The organism is Paraburkholderia hospita, from assembly GCF_002902965.1.
Lineage (GTDB): Bacteria > Pseudomonadota > Gammaproteobacteria > Burkholderiales > Burkholderiaceae > Paraburkholderia > Paraburkholderia hospita.
This window is the reverse complement of record NZ_CP026108.1, coordinates 99237-119437: the sequence shown is the minus strand read 5'-3', so window position 1 is coordinate 119437 and position 20201 is coordinate 99237. Positions and strand designations below refer to the sequence as shown.

General features: G+C 58.5%; 13 protein-coding genes and 1 pseudogene. 10 read left to right on the top strand and 4 right to left on the bottom strand.

Annotation, left to right across the window (positions count from 1 at the left end; genetic code table 11):
- Nucleotides 1-186 precede the first annotated feature (186 nt).
- On the bottom strand, nt 187-1230 hold the full coding sequence (locus C2L64_RS44960; RefSeq protein ID WP_103153852.1) for a sigma-54 interaction domain-containing protein: 1044 nt from the start codon (nt 1228-1230) through the stop codon (nt 187-189).
- Nucleotides 1231-3218: 1988 nt separating this feature from the next.
- Between C2L64_RS44960 and C2L64_RS44955 the strand changes: the two genes are divergently transcribed.
- The 3 genes from C2L64_RS44955 to C2L64_RS44945 all read left to right on the top strand — a co-directional run bounded on the left by C2L64_RS44955 (nt 3219) and on the right by C2L64_RS44945 (nt 8469).
- Complete coding sequence (locus C2L64_RS44955) at nt 3219-4715, top strand: hypothetical protein (RefSeq protein WP_158660574.1); 1497 nt, start codon at nt 3219-3221, stop codon at nt 4713-4715.
- A 498-nt stretch (nt 4716-5213) separates the two neighbouring features.
- Nucleotides 5214-7778 (top strand): PQQ-binding-like beta-propeller repeat protein, encoded by a 2565-nt coding sequence (locus C2L64_RS44950; RefSeq protein WP_158660573.1) that lies wholly within the window; start codon nt 5214-5216, stop codon nt 7776-7778.
- A gap of 367 nt (nt 7779-8145) precedes the next feature.
- The gene (locus C2L64_RS44945) at nt 8146-8469 is read left to right on the top strand and encodes a transposase (protein ID WP_244212297.1); all 324 of its coding nucleotides are present in this window, start codon (nt 8146-8148) and stop codon (nt 8467-8469) included.
- A 1076-nt stretch (nt 8470-9545) separates the two neighbouring features.
- Here C2L64_RS44945 and C2L64_RS44940 read toward each other — a convergent pair.
- On the bottom strand, nt 9546-10466 hold the full coding sequence (locus C2L64_RS44940; RefSeq protein WP_103153849.1) for a LysR family transcriptional regulator: 921 nt from the start codon (nt 10464-10466) through the stop codon (nt 9546-9548).
- Nucleotides 10467-10621: 155 nt separating this feature from the next.
- Here C2L64_RS44940 and C2L64_RS55270 point away from each other — a divergent pair.
- Both C2L64_RS55270 and C2L64_RS44930 read left to right on the top strand, forming a co-directional pair.
- Nucleotides 10622-10868, top strand: a pseudogene (locus tag C2L64_RS55270) (hypothetical protein); the annotation flags it as partial.
- 150 nt (nt 10869-11018) lie between these two features.
- Nucleotides 11019-11546, top strand: a complete 528-nt coding sequence (locus tag C2L64_RS44930) for a response regulator transcription factor (protein ID WP_244212296.1) — start codon at nt 11019-11021, stop codon at nt 11544-11546.
- Between the two features lie 170 nt (nt 11547-11716).
- Here the strand turns inward: C2L64_RS44930 and C2L64_RS44925 are convergent, their stop codons facing one another.
- On the bottom strand, nt 11717-12187 hold the full coding sequence (locus tag C2L64_RS44925) for a GNAT family N-acetyltransferase (RefSeq protein WP_103153848.1): 471 nt from the start codon (nt 12185-12187) through the stop codon (nt 11717-11719).
- Between the two features lie 728 nt (nt 12188-12915).
- Here C2L64_RS44925 and C2L64_RS44920 point away from each other — a divergent pair.
- The 4 genes from C2L64_RS44920 to C2L64_RS44905 all read left to right on the top strand — a co-directional run bounded on the left by C2L64_RS44920 (nt 12916) and on the right by C2L64_RS44905 (nt 16786).
- Nucleotides 12916-13830 (top strand): 3-hydroxyacyl-CoA dehydrogenase, encoded by a 915-nt coding sequence (locus tag C2L64_RS44920; protein ID WP_103153847.1) that lies wholly within the window; start codon nt 12916-12918, stop codon nt 13828-13830.
- Nucleotides 13831-13851: 21 nt separating this feature from the next.
- Nucleotides 13852-14805, top strand: coding sequence for a 3-hydroxyacyl-CoA dehydrogenase NAD-binding domain-containing protein (locus tag C2L64_RS44915; RefSeq protein WP_103153846.1), 954 nt, complete (start codon nt 13852-13854; stop codon nt 14803-14805).
- 90 nt (nt 14806-14895) lie between these two features.
- A complete protein-coding gene (locus C2L64_RS44910) occupies nt 14896-16404 on the top strand; it encodes a CoA transferase (RefSeq protein WP_103153845.1) in 1509 nt (502 codons plus the stop codon).
- Nucleotides 16405-16576: 172 nt separating this feature from the next.
- Nucleotides 16577-16786, top strand: a complete 210-nt coding sequence (locus C2L64_RS44905; RefSeq protein WP_103153844.1) for a dodecin — start codon at nt 16577-16579, stop codon at nt 16784-16786.
- Between the two features lie 474 nt (nt 16787-17260).
- Here C2L64_RS44905 and ligD read toward each other — a convergent pair whose 3' ends face one another.
- On the bottom strand, nt 17261-19126 hold the full coding sequence (ligD, locus tag C2L64_RS44900; protein ID WP_158660571.1) for a DNA ligase D: 1866 nt from the start codon (nt 19124-19126) through the stop codon (nt 17261-17263).
- 150 nt (nt 19127-19276) lie between these two features.
- Between ligD and ku the strand changes: the two genes are divergently transcribed.
- Complete coding sequence (ku, locus tag C2L64_RS44895; protein WP_244212295.1) at nt 19277-20200, top strand: non-homologous end joining protein Ku; 924 nt, start codon at nt 19277-19279, stop codon at nt 20198-20200.
- Nucleotide 20201: the final 1 nt, after the last annotated feature.

The window sequence follows — 20201 nt, the reverse complement described above, 5'->3', positions numbered from 1 at the left end:
TCGGGAGGGGGCGGTAATCGTCAGATGGGGGAAGATGCACCCAGCATCAAGTAAATCGCGCTAGCTCCACCGACTGGATCAATTTGCCAACCAATCGTTTCCAGAATGGGCACGCAATCGGTTGGGCAACCGAGGGATATGGATATAGTGCATCCGATCGAGAATCGGACTGGTGGCTCGCGAGGTTTAGTAGTCCTGCGGTGAAGACCTGAAGCTTCTGGGATCAAGTTTGTACTTCTGCAGCAGGCGACCCATATCGCGCCGTTCCTTTCCGGCGGCCTTAGCAACGCGGCTGACATTGCCGTCGTGCTGCGTGAGAAGATGAGAAAGGTAACGGCGTTCAAACCCTTCTAGCAGCTGCCGCTTTAAAACGACAAGCGGTCGCGTGTCAGCAACGTCCGGCTGCCATTCGTCCGCAATAGGACAGGGCTCTGCAGGTTCGGTCGGATACAACTGCAGGTCCGACAGACCGATCAGGTCTGACCGGGCCAGATGAATTCCACGGATTATTGCATTCTCGAGTTCACGCACGTTTCCGGGCCAGGGCCACAATTGCATGGCCGAGAGCGCTTCGCGCGATAGTTGCAACTGCGGGTTTCCAGCCGGTGTGTGCTTACACAGGAAATGATGCGCGAGTGGCGCGATATCGTCTCTTCGATCCCGCAAGGGAGGAAGATGTACAACGAACACGGCCAGCCGGTAATACAGATCGTGCCGGAAGTCTCCACGCTGCAGCAAGTCTTTGAGTGGAACGTTTGTAGCGGCAACAATCTGGATGTCCACTTTCCGCTCACGATTCGAGCCGATGGCGCGCAGCGTCCCTTCTTGCAGCACGCGAAGCAGGTCGACCTGAGCCTTCAACGGGAGGGCATCCACCTCATCAAGGAATATCGTGCCGCCATCTGCTTGCACGATCAAACCTGTTCTATGGTTTCGGGCGTCGGTGAACGCTCCGCGCTCATGCCCGAACAGTTCGTCCTCGAGGAGATTTTCTGCAAATGCGCCGCAGTTCACCGGTACGAACGGAAACTCGGATCTTGCACCGAAATAGTGGATTGCGCGAGCAATTAGTTCTTTACCGGTCCCAGTTTCTCCGCAAACCAGCACCGGTGCGCTGCTTCTCGCAATAGACGGTAGATCTGCAATAGCTCTACGAAAAGCACTAGCGTTCCCGATCAATCTGTTCGGAAGCGCTTCCCATTCAGTGTTCGACACTCGCTCGCTAGGCATGGCAGCACGCCATATCGACGGCAAACAGCATCGCGAGTCGAGCGCTTCCGTAACCGACCGATGCTTGTTCAACCACCGATAAATTATTTCTTAAAGCGCAAGACAAGCAATCTGCTGAACGCTAACGGCTGCCGTGCAACGACGAGGCATTGACCCAAGCGATGTTCACACAAAGCTCGCAATCAACTTCCCTACTGCCGCAAGACAAAGCGGTTGACTCGTGCAACTGTCAACGTAACTCTCCCTGGGTGATCGGTATTTTGTGCCGCCACAAAATCTCGCTATCCAACGAAACACTCACGGTTGAGCATAGTCTGCTTGACCCAAATGGCAAGGAGAAGCGATAGGATTAACGGATTTCCCGCACGTATCCTTCGCGATTGAACACCACCCCGTACATGGTCGTTTGCATTGTTTTGAGCATGGAAAAATCCAGATGCCGCTTTGAATCCGCCTGCCTTCAGCCGGTATCCTATTTCGCAACGAAAGAGGGATGCGGCACGATGTGGCTCTGAAACACCCTCAATATCTTTGAGTCTCAGTCTTAATACTCGGGCAGTGTCTGACATGCCTAAAGAAACAGCCGCTTCTTCGTATCGCTGAGGCGGCCAAAGGCGGGCGAGTGCTTGTGGCCGGCGTACTGAGCTGACTCGATTCGCTTTGCGAGACTTTCTCACCTGTTTCTGTCTAACGGCGCCTCGCCCCGTCCGGCAACCCTTTGCGGAACAATCCGAGCGAGGACAAGAGCACTGAACAAAAGACCTTGGCGATCTACCTATTAGCAGTTTGCAACAGACCGCCGGTTAGCCTATCTTCAATCACGACTGTCTCACCGATCTAGGCCCCTATCCGACCTGCTAATTTCACATGGCTTCGTCCGAGCGTAAAAGACGTTGCGAACCGCCTGGTAGCGTCACCTTGGTCTGCAACCTCAACGCGCTTCCCCTGATACAGCTTGATGTTCGTGAAGCCACCTGCGGAGATGCGTACGGGCGAGAGCCGTACTCTCCACCCGAACGCGCAATCTAAATCCAGAGGCTACGGGAAATCATGAATTCCGTCGCCAATTTCTATCGGATCTCTGGATTTCCTACGGCCGCTATTTGACCCGAACGATTTCGCGCAAGCTCCGTCCTTCAGGGCGGAGTTAGCGAAACCTTTGCAAGCGAATCCGTTCGCGCCTCCGTCGCACGGTCGTCCCTCCTTCCTCACTGCCATGCGATGCCTCCCGGCATACAAAGCAGATGTTTCTCTTAGCTACATTGTGTCTTCATAGAGTGAATCTGGGCCGTATCGGGTCAAGAGTGGCGACTCGCGCACTGACAGCGCGCTTTTACGCCACCGGTTGCCCGGTCATTCTAGGAGCGCTGACATGAGCGAAACGATCACGCTTTCAAGCAACGCATTCATCAACAGTTTTTTCCTGTTTGGCTATCCTTCCGACGACAGCGGTGGGGATACTAAGGGACCGTGGGAGCTCTATCGTCCAGGCACGCCTATGCCACGACGAGTCACTTACGCAGCTGGCAAAGACTTCTTTGTGTTGGTTTTATCTGCATTCCGGCCCTCACCACCCGGGACCGCCTCCTCCTCCAATCGTCCACATCGACTCGATCAAATCCATCGCATTTGGTACGCAGCCCCATGCTTCCTTTGCGGATGTTGAGCGACTCGCCGCGCGCGTCCGCCTTAGCGCGGGCTGGGAGCACAAGTGACCACGGGTATCGAAGCGCTCGAAACGTCCGTCGCAAGGTACCGGCGATGTCCCTACCGTTCGCAGCGGATTCACATCGTCGCCCCCGCTAGTTGGAATGGGCGTGCCGATATTGCGCTACGACTGGACCTTAAGAGCATCGAAGACAGACCGACATCATTAGCCGCTATCACTAAGGGTACCCAAGGTCTGCAAATTTCTTGCTCTGTGTGCAACGCCCAAGGCGCTTTGCGGCAGAGCAGCAGTCGAGACGGCCCTGAAAAGGAGAGTTCACATGGAAAAGAATCACGTTTTTCGCACCTCTTTCACGAGTGAAAAAAAAGCACGGTTAATTCACGGTGCACCTCACGGCGCAACGCATCAGCCGCGCATCCGCAAAGAAGCAAAAACTCGAATACAGGTCCCACAGAGTAAGGAGACAATAAAAGGACCGGTGAGCCAGCAAACGAAATCGGGAAATGTAAAGGGACCTCGCGACGGAGACGATCCTGTCGTGTTTGTAACTTACACGCCCCAGGACAGACCAAAAAATACGAGCATCGTCGACAACTACCCGCCTGATCCATCTGGAGACGACTCAGAGCCCGGCGTGATATTGCAAACTGGCAACGACTACATACGCTACTCCAACGACAACGGCCTGACGTTCGTGATGCTTGCGAATACCGACGTTATCGATAACAGATTCGCAGGTGGTGAGAATGGTGATCAGGTTATGCTCTTTGTCCCCGCGATTAACTGTTTCGTTTGGTACCTGCAGTATGTCGCTGACCCTGCTAGCAAAGATGGCGCTTTTCGGATCGCATTAGCAAAATTGAGTGATCTCACAGGAAAGGTTAAGGATGTGTGGAACGTTTTTGATTTTCATTCCAGCGATTTTGGGTTGCCTGGCATCGACTTTGATTACCCGGACATTGCGGCGACTGGTTCGTTTCTTTACGCGAGCACGGGAGCAGAGGGCAAAGGGCGCATCTTCGTCCGCTTTCCTTTAAAAGATCTCTTTGCAGGCTCTGTCAAAGGGGAATACACGCCCCCTCTCTCCATCGATAGCACGAACGTTGACACGGATAGCTTGCGCTTCGCGCACTTCTGTCAAGGCGCAGGCGATCGAGGGATATGGGCGGGCCACATCGACAATTCAAAGCTTCGAATTTACGAATGGCCCGATTCAGGGGCGTTGGGCACACACGACGTGAGCACAGTCACATGGCCGAATCCCGACCCTACCGACTACAGTTCAGTGTGCAAGAATTCTGTTGACTGGCTTTCGGAGGGCGGCGACGCCGAAGTATCTGCGTTGGTTCGCCGGAGTGATGAACTTTGGCTTGCATGGACCGCCTCCAGAGGGGCGGCGACGCCCAGCAGCTTCAAGTATCCACAGCCTCACGTTCGTGTGGCGACCGTGCGCATGTCCGACTGGACTGAGACTGCGGAGATGCAGGTCTGGAACCCTGACTATGCGTTCGCATTCCCGGATCTCAACGTGAACCATAGAGGTGATGTTGCGATTGCTGTTGCCTTTGGAGGGCCGAAAGATTTCGCGGACGCTGCGTTTGGCATCCTTGGCGACTTTGTCGTGTGGTATGAGAATGCAAGTAATACCGCGCTGACAAGATGGGGTGACTATGTCACGGTTCGTCCTTGCCGGCGGAACGCGAACTGGTTTGTGGGGTTTGGATATTACACGCTGCGCGACATTACAGTTTTCAATGTGGGCGCCTATCAGAGGCCGTATTGCGTAATGTTTGCGCGAAAATCAGATACGCCTTAGGCCGCGCCGCGATAAGCATTCGCGTGCTGCCGAATGTGTCGTAACTCCTGCTATTGCTAAGGCCGGTTGGCGGCAATTCCTTGGGCGACGTCGCTTCGTCGCCCTTGTCCTTGGCAAGTCATCATGGGGGTTGGGGTAAAGCGCGAGCGGAAATGCTTCGATGTCCGATGTCTGACCCTCAACGGCATCATCGAAATGGTCCGGAGCCGCCTTCCGCGAGTCGCGAAAGGTTCTCGGGGTGGGTGCATGACAGTAGGGTGGCATTGGGATTAACCGGTTTCGGATTTCACGACGCGTCTATTTCAAATTTCGAAACGACAAACCAAGTACGCTTCGCAACAGAAACGAATTGACGACTGAAAATCGTGCTCTTCGAGCCGAACTTGAAATCGAGGCTGTTGGGAGCTATTTTTTTGTCCATAAATACCAGCTGCCATAGGCTAGGTTCTATATGGACCGGTCGGACATGAGCTATTGGGTCGCTGCACGGAGCCGGAAATGCAACGCTTCTCATCCCGGGTGATCAGATGGCTTCTATGTGTGCTGCTCGCGATCAGCGCAAGTGAAGCTCACCGTGCTATCGCAGACCCAGAGCATCGATATCACAGCGTCAATCCAGAGCAATATTTCGGAGAGCGCAAGGCGGAATCGACCTTCTATTGGGAGACGCGATTGAAGCGTGCTGATGTGCCGGAAGAACGCCGAGCAATCAGCCAGGTGCTGCAGATTATTGCGTATCCACCAGCACAGCGCCAGCACGATAGACAAGCCCTCACCGAGCTGAAGGTCGAACTACGCTATTGGGCATCGCAATACCCGCGTCTGAGTGCCGATATCAATCGTGTGGTTGACGGCTTGCCTCCTTTTCCGGGTTTCGGAGACGGAAACAATGCCAACCAATGTGACGAACTTCAAAAAGATATCGACCGGAACGAAGCAAATCTTCGGCATTTCCAGCAGTTTCTTAGCGGCGAGCGCGATCGCGATCTGCAAGCGATTCAACTACTGCACGAGCAGATTGCAGCCTTGCGGCAACAACAATTGGAAGGCTGTCGATTGGCTGTTCCGCATCCGGAACCCCAGAGCAAGGACGTGCTGACCCAGCACAACAACAATCAACGCACGGGTGCGGTGCTCAACGAAACGCGTTTGACAACGAATACGGTCCAGCCCGGCCGTTTCGGTCGCTTGTTCTCGCGCGACGTTGACGGCGACATTTATGCTCAACCCCTTTATGTGCAAGGGCTTACAACCCCCGGCAACGGTACCCACAACGTCGTTTTCGTCGCCACGACTAACAACAGTGTTTACGCTTTCGATGCGGATAATCCGGCCGCCAGCGATCCGTTGTGGAAGGTAAGCTTAGGCGCATCGATACCCATTCCGAATGCGTACATGGCAAATACACCGACTAGTTGCATGCATGGTCTCTACAACATGAATCAGACCGGCATCACCGCCACACCGGTCATTGATCGTGTCCGCAATATCATGTACGTAGTCTCGGTGACGCTCGACCCAAACATCCTGAGACTGGGTGTGCCGATCATCAATCAGAAAGATTGCTCGGTTGGCCGGGGTCGCAAACCGGTTGTCGTCATCAAGCTGCATGCGCTCGACATTCGCACCGGCGCGCACTTGCGCAACCCACAGAAGGTAACGGCTGCAGTGCCCGGCACGGGCGCGGCGTATGCCGACGCCTACGGCAAAATTCACCAGACCGATGCACTGAACAATGGCGGTCGACCGATGCTGTTCTTTAACCCCGAGCAGCAGCTGCCACGTGCCGGGCTACTGCTTTCTAATGGAATCGTGTATCTGGCATTTGGGTCTTATGCGGACATTGAACCGTATCATGGCTGGGTAATTGCCTACGATGCGACCACGCTCAAGCAATTGGCCGCTTATGTCACTACTCCCAATGGCGCCGCCGGTGGCATCTGGCAAGCGGGACAGGGACTAGCGGAAGATGAATTGGGCTTTATTTATGCGATGTCGGGTAATGGTTCATTCGATCCCGGTATCAATCAAAGCAACAGTTTCGTGAAGCTTGCGCCGGGGAGCTTGCAGCTCACTGATTGGTTTACAAGTATATGGAGCCGCTATCCCGAAATCTGTTCAAATACGAATCCTGATGGAACGTCAACATCGCGGTGCTGTTCCCCGAAACCTGGGGTCGCCCCGTACGACGATGATTGCCTCACCGCCTGGGATGCGGACATGGGTTCGGCCGGCCCACTGGTGATTCCCCAGCGGGGCAAGGTGGTCGGAGGCGGGAAAATGGGAATTCTGTACCTTCTGGATACGGCGGGATTGGGGCACTTGCAAACAACAAGCGAAGCGCAATTCCCCAGGTCGTTCCAGGCAACCATCGCCGACGGTTGTGAAGGCGCCCCTGCGGCTACTACTCATCATATCCACGGATCGCCCGTCTTTTGGGACGGTCCTAATGGTCCGGTCCTCTATGTGTGGGGCGAGAACGATTTCCTGCGCGCATACGCGCTGGATACCTGGACCAATGCCGCTCGAACCAAGCCCGCGACTGGCCAATTGCCACCTGCGGCTGCGACCCGCGTGGGGATACCCCTCTTCCAGAGCAAGAGCGTCGCGCCGTGTGGAATGCCGGGCAGCATGCTGGCGTTGTCCGCCCAAGGGGCGCTGGCGGGCACCGGCATCATCTGGGCGACGCATCCGTTGGCGAGCGACGCTGTCATCGCCAATGTTCCCGGCGTCCTGGAAGCCTACGACGCAGAGAGACTTGGAGAGCCCCTGTGGTCTTCCGCCAGCGACGATCCGCAATTCGGCTTTCTATTCGGGAAATTCACTCCACCGACGATTGCCAACGGTCGCGTCTATATCGGCACATTCAAAGGTAACGCGACCCCGGCGAAGCTCGTCGTTTACGGGTTGCTGCCTGTAGTCCAACCGTTTTGCCCACACGGGCCTAAGTGCGTTGAGAACTGCATCCCAAAATGCGAAGCTCAAGGAGGGCAAGCCTGCCAGGCGTCATGCGAGTGCTGTTGCTCAAAGCCCGCAGGAACGGTTTGTTTTCAACCAAAATGATGGGTACGAGGTGGTTAACCGAGCGAGTGGCTTATCTGTCCCATTGGGGCCAGGGAAAGCGCGAGCGGAAATGCGTCGATGCCTGACCGTATTCAACGGAATTGTCGAAAAATTCCGCACGCGGGGCCATTGCGGAGCCGCTTGCCGATTTCGCCGTCCCGGAGGGGCCCGGAACGGAAGGTACAGCCGTAATCAGTGTAGGTGCGTTCGTGTTCGACAAGACCGTTCCTGAGCCAAATTGCGCGTGCCGCGAAAGGTTCGCGGCTGGCGGCATGACGGCAGTAAGCGGCTCACGAGGGCCGTTCTGGCATACCGATTGAGGTTTTGGATAGCTTGGTATCCACCAAATTTTATCGTGGGAACCAAGGTGGACAAGACGTGGGATGAGCGCTCTGCAGGCAGCGCATATAAACGGCCGAATTTTCCGACCGAATTCAAGCGGCAACTGGTCGAGCAATCGTTCGAGCCAGGTGCGTCGGTAGCGTTGATCGCGCGCAGCAACGATATCAACGCGAAACTGCTGTTCAAATGGCGCCGGCTCTATCTGGCAGGAGAGTATGGTTTGCCAACGCTGCCGGAGGGTGTGGCGCCGAAACCGACACAGCAGGCATCATCGCGCCATGTCCGGGCCTTGCTGAGCAGGAAATTCGTGTCGCGGCCATGCGCCTGCCTGCGCAAAGCCGCCTCGTAACGATGCATCTCTGCAAGTCGTCGCTCCGCCTGCAGCTGTCGCAGCGAACGCACCCAGTTGCGACAGCCCTTCTTCACGCGGCCGTCAGCGTGGTAATTGCCGGGATTGTTCGCCCGGCGCTGACGGTGTCGATGTGCCGCTGCAGGCGACGGATTCCGGCGTGCGGACGGTCGACCTCAGGAGCGAGGCGCTGCAGTTCGCAGATCCGGCATCCTGACCTTGATGGACCAGCCGCGTTCGACCTTCAATGAGCGGATTTCTGCATCTCAGCGCAGCATGCCCTTGTTGTCCTTTCCTTCGAGGCTGTGCAACGGGCGCCGCGCCCCTTTGAACCGGGGCCGGCGGCGTCGGCCGAACAGGTACTGCTCCAGCGCCTGAAAGAGACATAAGCTGCTTATCAAGGGCCGATGTCATGGAGCAGCGCATCGCGTTTGCCAGAGCGGCATTCGGGGCGATGGCGTCCTTCGGCACCGAGGGAGCGCTCCGTTAATCTTGCTCGCGAAGGGCATATCGTTTTCGCTTTATCGGACAGCGATCGCAACTCCGGTCTATAGCCGGAGCTGTCTCCGCACGCGAGTCCATGGGTCGACGGTCACTGCGCGTACATGGGTCACTATGATCAACGCGCGATCGTACGTTGAGTGGGGCAGTGCCACTGCTCGAATGGCTGTGAGACGTAAATGAGAAGCCGCTGAAAATGGCCGACCCCGGTCTCACGTTGCACAGCTACCCTCAATCAGGCCGCCGTGTTGAGCCAACGTCGATCCGGCAGCGAATGCTCAAAGCCGACCCTCACCGGCCGCTCGTCCAAGTATGAACGCTACGACGGGTTCCAAGCTATAACGGTCATTCACGCGGCCATCTCTGCGCATATGCTCAACACCGAACAGACCATCGCACCGCAGCCGAGAATATAGATTGAGCCTCAAGCAGACGCCTACCCACGACATCGCTCAGTTACGGCCGCATCCCGCCCGCGCTACGTCTAGTCAACTCTGTCGCTCAAGAAGTGATCTGACGAAGCAACCCGGGCGAGTTTGTTGCGCACTCAACTCCTGCATTCATGAGAGTTGAGTTCAGTCTTCCGTGTGCGCCCAGGGCACGCTCGCAAGACATTCGCTGAGATAGGCCAGCATCGCTGTCACCCGCGCCGGCCTGAAACCGCCAGGCGGTGTGACGAGGTTGAGATGAACTCTCGCAATCTGCCAGTCTGGCAAGACTTCCTCCAGTTCGCCGCTGGACAGCGCATCCCATACGACGAACTCCGGTTGCAGCGCCAGACCCTGTCCCGCAAGCAGTGCCGGAATGATGGCCTCGGCATTGTTGCTGCTGATTCTCCCTTTCACGGGCACCACGCACTCGTCTCCGGACGCATGACGGAAGCGCCATTGGCCGGGCGTCGGCAGATTGGTGTAGATCAGGCAGGCATGGTCCGCGAGTTCCCGTGGATGCGTCGGGCGGCCGTTGCGGGACAGATAGTCCGTGCTTGCGACGAGCGGCCGGCGTACCTCGCAGAGCCTGCGCGAGCGCAGCGACGAGTCGGGCAACTCGGCGATGCGCAGTGCCACATCGTACCCTTCGGCGACGACATCGATCACAGTATCTGTCAACGACAGGTCGATGTTGACGTCGGGATAGCGGTCGAGAAATTCGGGAATCAGCGGCGTCAGATATTTGAGGCCAAACGACATCGGCGCACTGACGCGCACCGTGCCGTGCGGCGTGAGCGCTTGCGCCGACGCCTCGGCTTCGACGGCTTCACCTTCGTTCAGGATGCGGACCGCGCGTTCGAGGGCCATGCAACCCGTCGGGGTTAACGACAGCCGGCGCGATGTCCGATATAGCAGCGCTGTGCCGAGCCGTTGCTCCAGGCGGGCAATCGCCTTCGACACGGTGGGCTGCGACATGCCGAGCGACTCGGCCGCTTTGGCAAACGAGCCGAGATCGGAAACACGGGCAAATATGGCCCAGGCTTGAAGATCGGGAAGAGAAGGCATGAAAAAAACGGAATGGAATCCATTCGTTCCATTCTATTTATCAGGTTGAGAAGGTCAATTACTATCGATCCTTCGAAATCGTTCCTGCGGGCGCTCTCATCCATGTCGATGGAACTCTCAGCGAGGACGGTCTTCATCACGCGATATCAGGTTTGCTGAATCCACCTGGAAAACACGATGCTCCAAGCACAGCCAAGCCTGGAAAACTGCTGCTTTCGCCGGCCGATCACACGCTGATCCTGATCGACAAAGGCGCAAATGGCGTTTGCCACGAAGTCGATCGATCCGGTTCTGCTGCGCAACAATGCCGCGCAGGTTGCGAAGGTTGCGACGGTGGCGAAGGATTTCTCCGTTTCGACGATCCTGACCACGGTGGCATTGAAGACCTTCTCGGGTCCGATCCGTCGTCCGGAAACACCGAGCGGATCTCGTCGAAGAGGGCTGCGACGATTGTGGGTGGGTCGATAGTACGCGTTGGCCGCCAAGGCAAGCAGACATTTAAAACCGTTAGTCCGACAAGGAAGGGCTTTCACCGACTGATAGAGAGGTTCTATGGAATCCGCGAGCGAATTAGTCTACGTGGTCGACGACGACGAACGCGTGCGCGAAGCACTCGCTGCGCTGTTGCGCGCAAGCGGAAGAGACGTCCAGACATTTAACTCTGGCGAAGAGTTTCTGGACACGCAGCATCAAAATGTCATTGCATGCCTGATCCTGGATATGAGAATGCCAGGCATGAGCGGGCTGGAAGTCCAGAAGCTTGTCAGCAGGGACTCACAGATTCCGGTCATCTTCATTACCGGAAGGGCAGATGTGCCGTCCACGGTCCTGGCCATGAAGGGCGGGGCTATTGATTTCCTCACAAAGCCACTCGATGAAGACGCGTTGATGCGCGTGGTTGATGCGGCAATCGCCAGGGCGCACGTTCTTCGCAAGGAGGCGGAAGATACAGCGTTGCTCCAGGCTCTCCACCAATCGCTGACGCCTCGTGAGCAGGAGCTGTTACCGTTACTGGCAAGCGGCCGGCTCAACAAGCAGGCGGCCGATACACCGTGCAGGTACATCGCGGCAACATCATGAGAAAAATGCAAGCGGATTCCTTTGCCACGCTGGTCAGGCAGGCAAGCAAACTGCAGCTTGAAACATCGTCGACGAGGCGACGAACGGCGTCACCAGTCGAGCGGCTGTTTCGAGAGCGAAGCTGACGCACGAACCCGGCTGTTCCCGCTGCGGACAGGGTCCTTGGGAGATTACGCATGCCGTTCCATAAGGGCCGGTGACGACGAAGGAGCAAGCACCAAAGTGCAGATCTTGCCGTCGTTTTCGATTTCGACAAAACCGATTCTGGTGTACCAGTCATAGGCAGTTCGGTTGCATATGAAGACATTCAGGTACAGCGGTTTTTGTAAGTAGCTGGACAACGACATGATCTTGGCAATCGCTGCACTGCCGATCGACTTGTTTTGCATCTCCGGCACGATACAAAGCATCCTCAGGCATACGAGATCCGGTTCGACGGTCCAGTGCACAAACCCGCATCGGCCGCCTTCCCACGTAACTATTTGACAAGAGCCCTGGCGAAGGCTTTTTGCAAACCCCGCTTGCTGCAAGTCGTCGTCCCAGCCATACGCTGAAGTAACGAAACCTTTCATCGTTCGCCGGTACGTGTCAAATAGCCATTCCGAGTCTCCGGGTACCGGCAGCCGAAAATCCAGATTCATCACAACCGCCGATCCCGATAAGTAGGTCTTCGCCAGAGTACTGGATAAAGAGGATCGGCATCAATCGGTTGGGGCCGGCGAACGCCAACGGATGCGGAATGCCATTCACCGGACAGCTGAGTCACCGATCCGCTGCTGGCCGAACCTGGGCTCCCGACGAACCGCCGAAATCGACCCGAATCGGACCTACGATACTTCGTGACAGCGATGGCCGGTTTCAAAGGGATGCTGTTGAAAAAGTCGCGGCAGTTGGTTGCCCACCGCCGGCCAGAAAATCGACCTATCAGAACGCCCTACAAGCCGTTCGCGGGCCTCGGTTAAGGGTAAAGCGACCATGAAAGCCTCGCGATGTAGACCGTCGCCGGGCTTTTTCAACAGCATCAAAGGTCAAATGGTCATTCACGCAACGACATGCCTCTAACGGGTACGGGACACGAGGTGTATTCCAGCTTTATGTAATAGCCGCCCCTTGCCCCGCCAACTACCATCAGAAAATTGGCACTACAAACCATTCAATTCAGACACCACGGCTTGGTGACTGCACTGCGGACCTCGATGTGGTCGCGGGCCGGATGAACGTCCTGCCGGGCAATGCACGGCATCCGATTCCGATCGCGAAGGGATCGGAAAGCCAGCGGTAATGATCGACGAGATCGCTACCCGGCGGTACACAGTCGCGCCCGACATCCAGTCTCTCTTCCAACGGCAATGACACGAAAGGACACACTATGACTTCGCCCCGAACCAGCGGAACGCATGTTTCCACGGACGCGACCCGCTCCGGCCGATTGTTTTTCCTCGAACTGAGCGGTGGTCGCATTCACTCGATTAATCCCGACGGATCCGACCTCAAGACGATCGTCGCGGATTGCCGCCTCCCCGACGGCATCGTCGTGGACATGGCTGCCGGTCATATCTACTGGACCAACATGGGTTCGATCGGCCTCCATGACGGCTCGATCGAACGTGCCGACCTGGATGGCAAGAATCGCGTGGTCATCGTCCCGCAAGGCGTCACGCACACACCGAAGCAGATTCATCTCGACAAGGCAGGTGGCAAGCTCTATTGGTGCGATCGAGAGGGCATGCGCGTGATGCGCGCCAACCTCGACGGCTCTCAGGTCGACACGCTGGTCGCGACCGGACAGGGCGACCAGGACCGTCTCGACCAGACCCGGTGGTGCGTCGGAATCACGATCGATCCGAAGCACAAGAAGCTTTACTGGACGCAAAAAGGTCCGGACAACGCCGGACTGGGCCGCATCTTCCGCGCCAATATCGAGATCCCGCAGGGCGAAGGCCCGACAAACCGCTCCGACATCGAGGTGCTGTTCGACCGGCTGCCCGAGCCCATCGACCTCGAGCTCGACCTCACGAAGCGTGTCCTCTACTGGACCGACCGCGGCGATCCTCCGCGCGGCAACTCCGTCAATCGCACGCCGATCGACGGACCGGCGACGTCTGAAATCCTCGTTACGCACCTGATGGAGGGAATCGGCATCGCACTCGACATTCCCGGAAATCGGATGTTCGTCACGGACCTGGGCGGCTCGGTCTACTCCGCCGATCTCGATGGAAAAAACCCGCGCAACTTCCTTTTCGCCCAAGGCAACCTCACCGGCATCGCCTATGCCGAAGTCTGACCCACGCATTGGAGACATGACATGACTGATACCAAGAGCCAGCCCATTCGCCGCATCGCCATCATCGGCACCGGCGTGATCGGTGCCAGCTGGACCGCGCTGTTTCTCGCCAAGGGGCTGAAGGTCGTTGCGACGGACATCGCCCCGAATGCCGAAGCCCAGCTCAGGGCGTTCGTGGAGGCTGCCTGGCCGGCGCTCACGAGATTGGGCCTGGCGCCCGGCGCGTCGCAAGCCAACCTGACGTTCACGCCCGTGCTTGCACAAGCACTCACGGATGTGGATCTGGTCCAGGAAAACGGCCCCGAGCGGCTCGAATTCAAGCAGGACCTCTATCGGCAACTCGATGAGCTGCTGCCCCCCCACGTGATCATCGCATCGAGCACGTCGACCCTGCCCATGAGCAGCATCCAGGTGGGCGCCGTGCTGCATCCCGAGCGCTGCGTCGTCGGCCATCCGTTCAATCCGCCGCACCTGATTCCGCTGGTCGAGATCGTCGGCGGGACCAAGACCTCGGAAGAGACGATCCAGCGCGCCATGGAGTTCTATACGTCGATCGGGAAACAGGCGGTGCGCCTGAATAAGGAATTGCGGGGCCACGTCGCCAACCGTCTGCAGTTCGCGGTGGCGCGCGAGGTCTACTACCTGGTGTCAGAGGGTGTGCTGAGCGCCGCCGACGTCGACACCGCTCTCTCCTGGGGGCCGGGCCTGCGCTGGGGCTTGATGGGCAACATGATGCTCAATCACCTCGGCGGCGGCCCGGGTGGCATCGAACACTTCTTCCATCAATTCGCCGGCCCGATGACGGCTGGGTGGAAGGAACTGGGCTCGCCGGAGCTGACGCCGGAAGTGCAGAAGAAGCTGATCGACGGCGTTCATGCCGAGGTCGGATCGCGGTCCATCGAGGAACTGGAGGCAGAGCGCGATGAGCTGCTGCTCGGACTCATCGAGCTGCGCACCAAAGGAAAGGCGCGTTAAAGGTACGGATGCGGCCACGCCACGCGTGGCCGCGGCTCGCGTGAACTGATCGCGGGCAGTTGACACTCCCTTATCGAAGAAATTTCCCAAATGAAAGACTCGACCAATCTTGCAATCGAAAGCGGGCCGGATCGGCTCACCGGAATCATTCAATCGAATCTCGCGAATCCGGCACGGAACGCGGATATCGACCTGCACGGCGTGCTCAATGACGTACTGAAAGACGTCGGCTTATCGACGGCGGACAGCGGTGGCAAGATCACGTTCCACGGCCGCGATCCGATCATCCCCGCGCTCTTCCGGTTCGGCTCGTTGTCCGCGATCGCCCTGGCCGCGAAGGCCGTCGGCGTCGCTGCACTGTGGCGACTGCGGACCGGCGAGGAACAGGACATCGAAGTGGACGTTCGTAAAGCGTTGCGGCGCTTCGCCGGGTTCTTCGATCTGAAATGGGAGACGATCAATGGTCGTCCTCCAGCCCTCAAGATCGATACGAATCTTTTTCGCGAAACCCGCGACGGACGACACGTCGTGCCCCTGAACATCTACCCAAAGCTGGCTGCCCGCGAACTCAGCCTGCTGCGGTGCGACTCCAGCCCGGAAGCCGTGCGCAACGCCATTCTGCAATGGCGCGCGGACGACCTGGAGAATGCGGCGGCGGAGGCCGGGATCGTCATCGCGAAGGTGCGCACTTTCGAGGAATTCAGCAAGGAGCTTCAGTACACCGAGGTCCTCTCGAGAATGTCGCTGATCAATGTGGAAAAGATCGGCGAAAGTGAGCCGATCCCTTTCATGAAAGAGGGCACCAGTCCGCTGGACGGCATTCGCGCACTGGGGATGGGGCACGTGATTGCCGGAGCGGCGATCGGGAGAGACCTCGCTTTGCACGGGGCCGATGTCCTCAACATCTGGCGGCCGTTCGACGACAGCGAGATCGAGGCGTTCGCATGGGACACTCAGGTCGGGATGCGCTCGACGATCCTGGACTACTCGAAGGAGGATCGCGCGAAATTCGATCTCCTGCTGAAGGATGCCGATGTCTTCTTCGCGAACAAGCGTCCGGGCTATCTGGAACGCCATGGTCTCGAGGCCGAGGAGCTCTGCGGCAGGAAGCCTGGGTTGATCCATGCCAGTGTCCTGCTTCACGGTGCCAGCGGCCCCTGGAAGTATCGTCCGGGTTTCGATGAAATCGGCGCGGCCGTTTCGGGGCTGTTCGCCGTCGAAGGGACGCTCGCGCGTCCGAAATCGCCGCCGATCATCCCCATTGTCGACAACGTGGTGGGCTGGCTCGGCACGGTCGGCGTACTCGCGGCGCTGCGCCGGCGTGCGGTCGAGGGTGGCAGCTATCGGGTCACCGTTTCTCTGACCCGAACCGTGCTGTGGCTGTTCTCGCTCGGCATCTTCGACAGGGACTATGCCCAGGCGACCGCCGGATCTTCCGAAGAACACGCCTACGTCGCCCCCGATCTGTTCACGGCAGAGACCCCGCTGGGCACGTATCAGGGCATGACCGACCAGGTGCTCTTGTCGAAGACTCCCGGGGCCTTCAGGACGGTCCTCGTGCCACGAGGCTCGAGCAAGCCCGAATGGCTGACGCAGTGAGGACCTAAGAATGAGCAATCCCAGTAAGCGGCGGCCTTGACCGTCCGTAAGTTGTTGACACGCGTGCGCTCGCGCGATCGCGAAAGCAGCAGTAAGCCGCGGCGTAGATCATGCCTGGATATCGTGGCACATTGCGATGCCACGTAGTCCGCCTCAAACCAAGGAGAACCCGATGTCGGAACACGTATACAAACTGATTGAACTCACCGGCTCGTCGACGCAATCGAGCGACGACGCGGTGCATGTGGCGCTAAGCAAAGCGGCCAATACCGTGCGCAACATGCACTGGTTCGAAGTGTCTGAGACACGCGGACACATTGAGGAGGGCAAGGTCATGCACTGGCAGGTCACGCTGAAGGTCGGGCTGCGTCTGGAGGACTGAGACCAGACGGTCACTCATAAAGGCCCTGACCGCATGGTCCGAACAACACAGGGATGTTTCAAGCAAACACCCTCTCTGGTACCCGCTGGGCACATATCAGGGCATGACCGACAAGGTGGTCTTGTCGAAGACCCCCGGGGCCTTCAGGACGGTGCTCGTGCCGCGAGGCTCGAGCAAGCCCGAATGGCCGACGCGGTGAAGGTGCCCGACTGCGAAATCAGACAGGGGCGGATGGCGTTACGGCTGATGTTGGTCAGCTTCCTGCAAGCAAAGGACGCCATTCCGTCTCCGCCGTCTCTGATTGCGATTGAAACGGCGGGGGCCGCCGCGCGCCCATGCAAAGGCCGATAAGGCAACGTTCATGGTCGCGAATTGAGTGGCCGCTTTCTGGGGTGGATCCGACGTCTGAACTTCCGAGCAACGGTGCGTGCGAACGGCGCTTCATGGCCGGTCGCCGACGCTTAACCGAATCCGTCAGTCAGTCGCGCCAACGGCTCGCCGCATTATGTCGGTGATTTCCTGCTCGACTGCAAACGCAGCGCTGCCTTCCCACCGCGACCTGGCTTCATCGAGGCCCGTCAACACGTTCCAATCGGCCGCGCCACCGAGTTCCGGCAACTCGCCCCAACTGACCGGCATTGACACCGGAAGCCCTGGCCTTGCGCGCGGCGACAAGGCGACCGCCGTCGTTGCGCCCCTCCCGTTTCGGAGGTAATCCACGAAGATTTTTCCAATGCGATTTCGTGGTCCCGACACTGCGGAAAAGCGTTGCGGGATGACCTTCGCAAGATGGCGCGCGATCGCGTGGCTGAAACCCTTGACCTCTTCCCACGTGTGGACTGGCGCAAGTGGCACTGTGATGTGCACGCCCTTTCCTCCGCTGGTCTTACAGAAGGACTGCAGCCCCAGTTCGTCTAGCACGACCCGCGTAAGCGTCGCAGCCTCGACCATAACGTTCCAGTCGAGCTGCGGATCGGGATCGAGATCCAGTATGAAGCGGTCGGGATGTTCGAGATCAGGTGCGGTCGCATTCCACGCGTGGATCTCGATCGTGTTGAGTTGGGCAAGCTCGAGCAGTGCTTCCCGCGTGTTCGCGACGAGCAGCGGCGCATGGCCGGGGTGCATCGACGGTGGCAACTGCGTAACGGCTTTCAGGCGCTGCCCTTCCGCGTGCTTCTGATAGAACATTTCGCCTTCGATGCCGTCGGGCGCGCGCACGATCATGAGGGGCCGGTCCTTGATGTAGGGCAGCATGTAATCGGCGACGGCGTCAAAGTACTGGACCACGTCCGCTTTCGTGAATCCAGTCGACGGGTCAACGATGCGCGACGCGTTGGTAATCGTCGCACCACTTACGCGTGCGCTCGCTCCACGGCGTTTGTTTGCCGCCGACGCCGCGACCGGCTTCTCTTCGTGGACTTCGCCCGCCTCCTTATCGTCGCGCAGTGCCTTCAGGACGCCCTGACGGATCTCCCCCGATGATGTCCATTCCAGAAACGACACTTCGACAACTACTTGTGGCCGCATCCAGACGCGGACGCGGTCGCGCTCGGGCGTGGGCGGGTTAAAAAACGGCGTCTCGCCAACTGGCTCCAGACGATCGTGCAGTTCGCGCATCTGCGCGGGTCGCAACGTTGCCCTGGCCGAACCGGCGTAGCGGAAACTACCATCTCGCTCGTACACGCCGAGCAGCAACGAGCGAATGCCTGTCGCCGCTCCTGCGCTTCTGCTAATACCGCCGACAACGAACTCCTGGCGTCGGATGCACTTGACCTTGATCCAATCGGGCGAACGGCCTTCCGTATAAGGACGGTCGACGCGCTTGCCGATAAGCCCTTCAAGGCCCATTCTGCATGCGGAGTCCAGCAACGATTCGACACCTTCGGTGAACGTATTGCTAAGCCGTATTTGTGCGTCGTCGACACTCGCAAGCAACTGCTGCAGCGCGGCCCGCCGGTCTCTGAGCGTCGCTCGCCGGAGGTCGCGGCCATTCAGAAACATCAGGTCGAAAGCGAAAAACGTCAGGCCGGCCGTGCGACGCCTGGCGAACGCATTCTGCAGCGCCGAGAAGTCGGGAATGTCGGCTTTGCTGAGTACGACCACCTCGCCATCGATCCATGCCTGGCTGACGGATAGCCGCCCGAGTGCCTGAGCGAGCGCGGGCATCTTCCCGGTCCAGTCGTGCCCGTTGCGCGTGAACAATCTCACCGCGCCGTTGTCGATACGGCACAGCATGCGGTAGCCGTCGAACTTGATTTCGTATGACCAATTCGAGCCGACCGGCGGGCGATCGACGAGCGTAGCAAGTTGCGGCCGGATGATGTCCGGCAGGCTGTCCACCTGGCCCTCGTCCTCCTGATCGGCTACTCTCGTTCTACGCGCCACCTGTTCCGCCTCCCAAATCCCAACGGCGTCGCACTGACTGTTCCAGCCAGGCGCTCTGGCCGGGAAATTGCTGCGACCGGTAGCGCCTGCCAACGGGAGAATGTCATGGCCGCTCCGCGTTCGATCGCCTCGATGACCATCAGCTTCGGACTTGTGTCGATTCCCTGCCGCATGTTCTCGGCCACGGAATCCAAGTCCTCCGTCAGCTTCAACATGTTGCACAAGGATTGCGGCGCACGGGTGCGTCAGCAGCTGTATTGCCCCGCTCATCAGGCCGTCATCGAGCGTTCGGATACCGTCAAGGGGTACGAGTTCGAGAAAGACAAGTATGTTGTCTTCGAGCCTTCCGAACTCGAGGCCTTCGAGGCCACCGCCAGCCACAGCATCGACATTGTCGCGTTCCTGCCGGCCGACGCGATCGATCCGATCTATTTTGACAAGGCTTACTACCTCGGGCCCGACAAGCGTGGCGCGAAGCCCTACCAGCTTCTCGCGCAGGCGATGACCGACACCGGCACCTGTGCGCTCGCCAAGTTTGTGATGAAGGGCAAACAGAACGTCGCGCAGGTTCGGGCCGGGCCCGACGGGCTGATTCTGCAGCAGCTTCTGTACGCTGACGAGGTTCGGGCGCAGTCTGCGATCGGCATAGAGAAGCCCGATGTTCAGCCCGCTGAACTGAAGCTCGCCGAACAGCTTATCGAGCAGTACCGCGTCGATTCTTATGACCCGACGCAGTACAAGGACGAGGAAAAGGAACGTCTGCTAGCCGCAATCGACCAGAAAATCGCGGGCAAGAAGATCACCCTGCAGCCCGCCGCGCAGCCCGAGGGAGCGGAGATCATTGACCTCGTCGAAGCTCTGCGGGCGAGCCTGAAGGGACAGGGCACTGCGGCCGCAAGACAAAAGCCAGAGGCCGCGCCTGTCGCCGAGCCAGCCGCGCCGAAGCAGCGCAAGTCGGCACGACGGGCTGCGACCCCCGACGCGCCCGCCGCGTCGGCGCCGGCCCGAAAGACAGGAACCCGCAAATAGC

What these genes read in the sequence shown, in the direction of transcription:
- C2L64_RS44960 (WP_103153852.1), bottom strand. Translation starts at nt 1,230, where the DNA reads ATGCCTAGCGAGCGAGTGTCGAACACTGAATGGGAAGCGCTTCCGAAC.
- C2L64_RS44955 (WP_158660574.1), top strand. Translation starts at nt 3,219, where the DNA reads ATGGAAAAGAATCACGTTTTTCGCACCTCTTTCACGAGTGAAAAAAAA.
- C2L64_RS44950 (WP_158660573.1), top strand. Translation starts at nt 5,214, where the DNA reads ATGCAACGCTTCTCATCCCGGGTGATCAGATGGCTTCTATGTGTGCTG.
- C2L64_RS44940 (WP_103153849.1), bottom strand. Translation starts at nt 10,466, where the DNA reads ATGCCTTCTCTTCCCGATCTTCAAGCCTGGGCCATATTTGCCCGTGTT.
- C2L64_RS44930 (WP_244212296.1), top strand. Translation starts at nt 11,019, where the DNA reads ATGGAATCCGCGAGCGAATTAGTCTACGTGGTCGACGACGACGAACGC.
- C2L64_RS44925 (WP_103153848.1), bottom strand. Translation starts at nt 12,187, where the DNA reads ATGAATCTGGATTTTCGGCTGCCGGTACCCGGAGACTCGGAATGGCTA.
- C2L64_RS44920 (WP_103153847.1), top strand. Translation starts at nt 12,916, where the DNA reads ATGACTTCGCCCCGAACCAGCGGAACGCATGTTTCCACGGACGCGACC.
- C2L64_RS44915 (WP_103153846.1), top strand. Translation starts at nt 13,852, where the DNA reads ATGACTGATACCAAGAGCCAGCCCATTCGCCGCATCGCCATCATCGGC.
- C2L64_RS44910 (WP_103153845.1), top strand. Translation starts at nt 14,896, where the DNA reads ATGAAAGACTCGACCAATCTTGCAATCGAAAGCGGGCCGGATCGGCTC.
- C2L64_RS44905 (WP_103153844.1), top strand. Translation starts at nt 16,577, where the DNA reads ATGTCGGAACACGTATACAAACTGATTGAACTCACCGGCTCGTCGACG.
- ku (WP_244212295.1), top strand. Translation starts at nt 19,277, where the DNA reads ATGGCCGCTCCGCGTTCGATCGCCTCGATGACCATCAGCTTCGGACTT.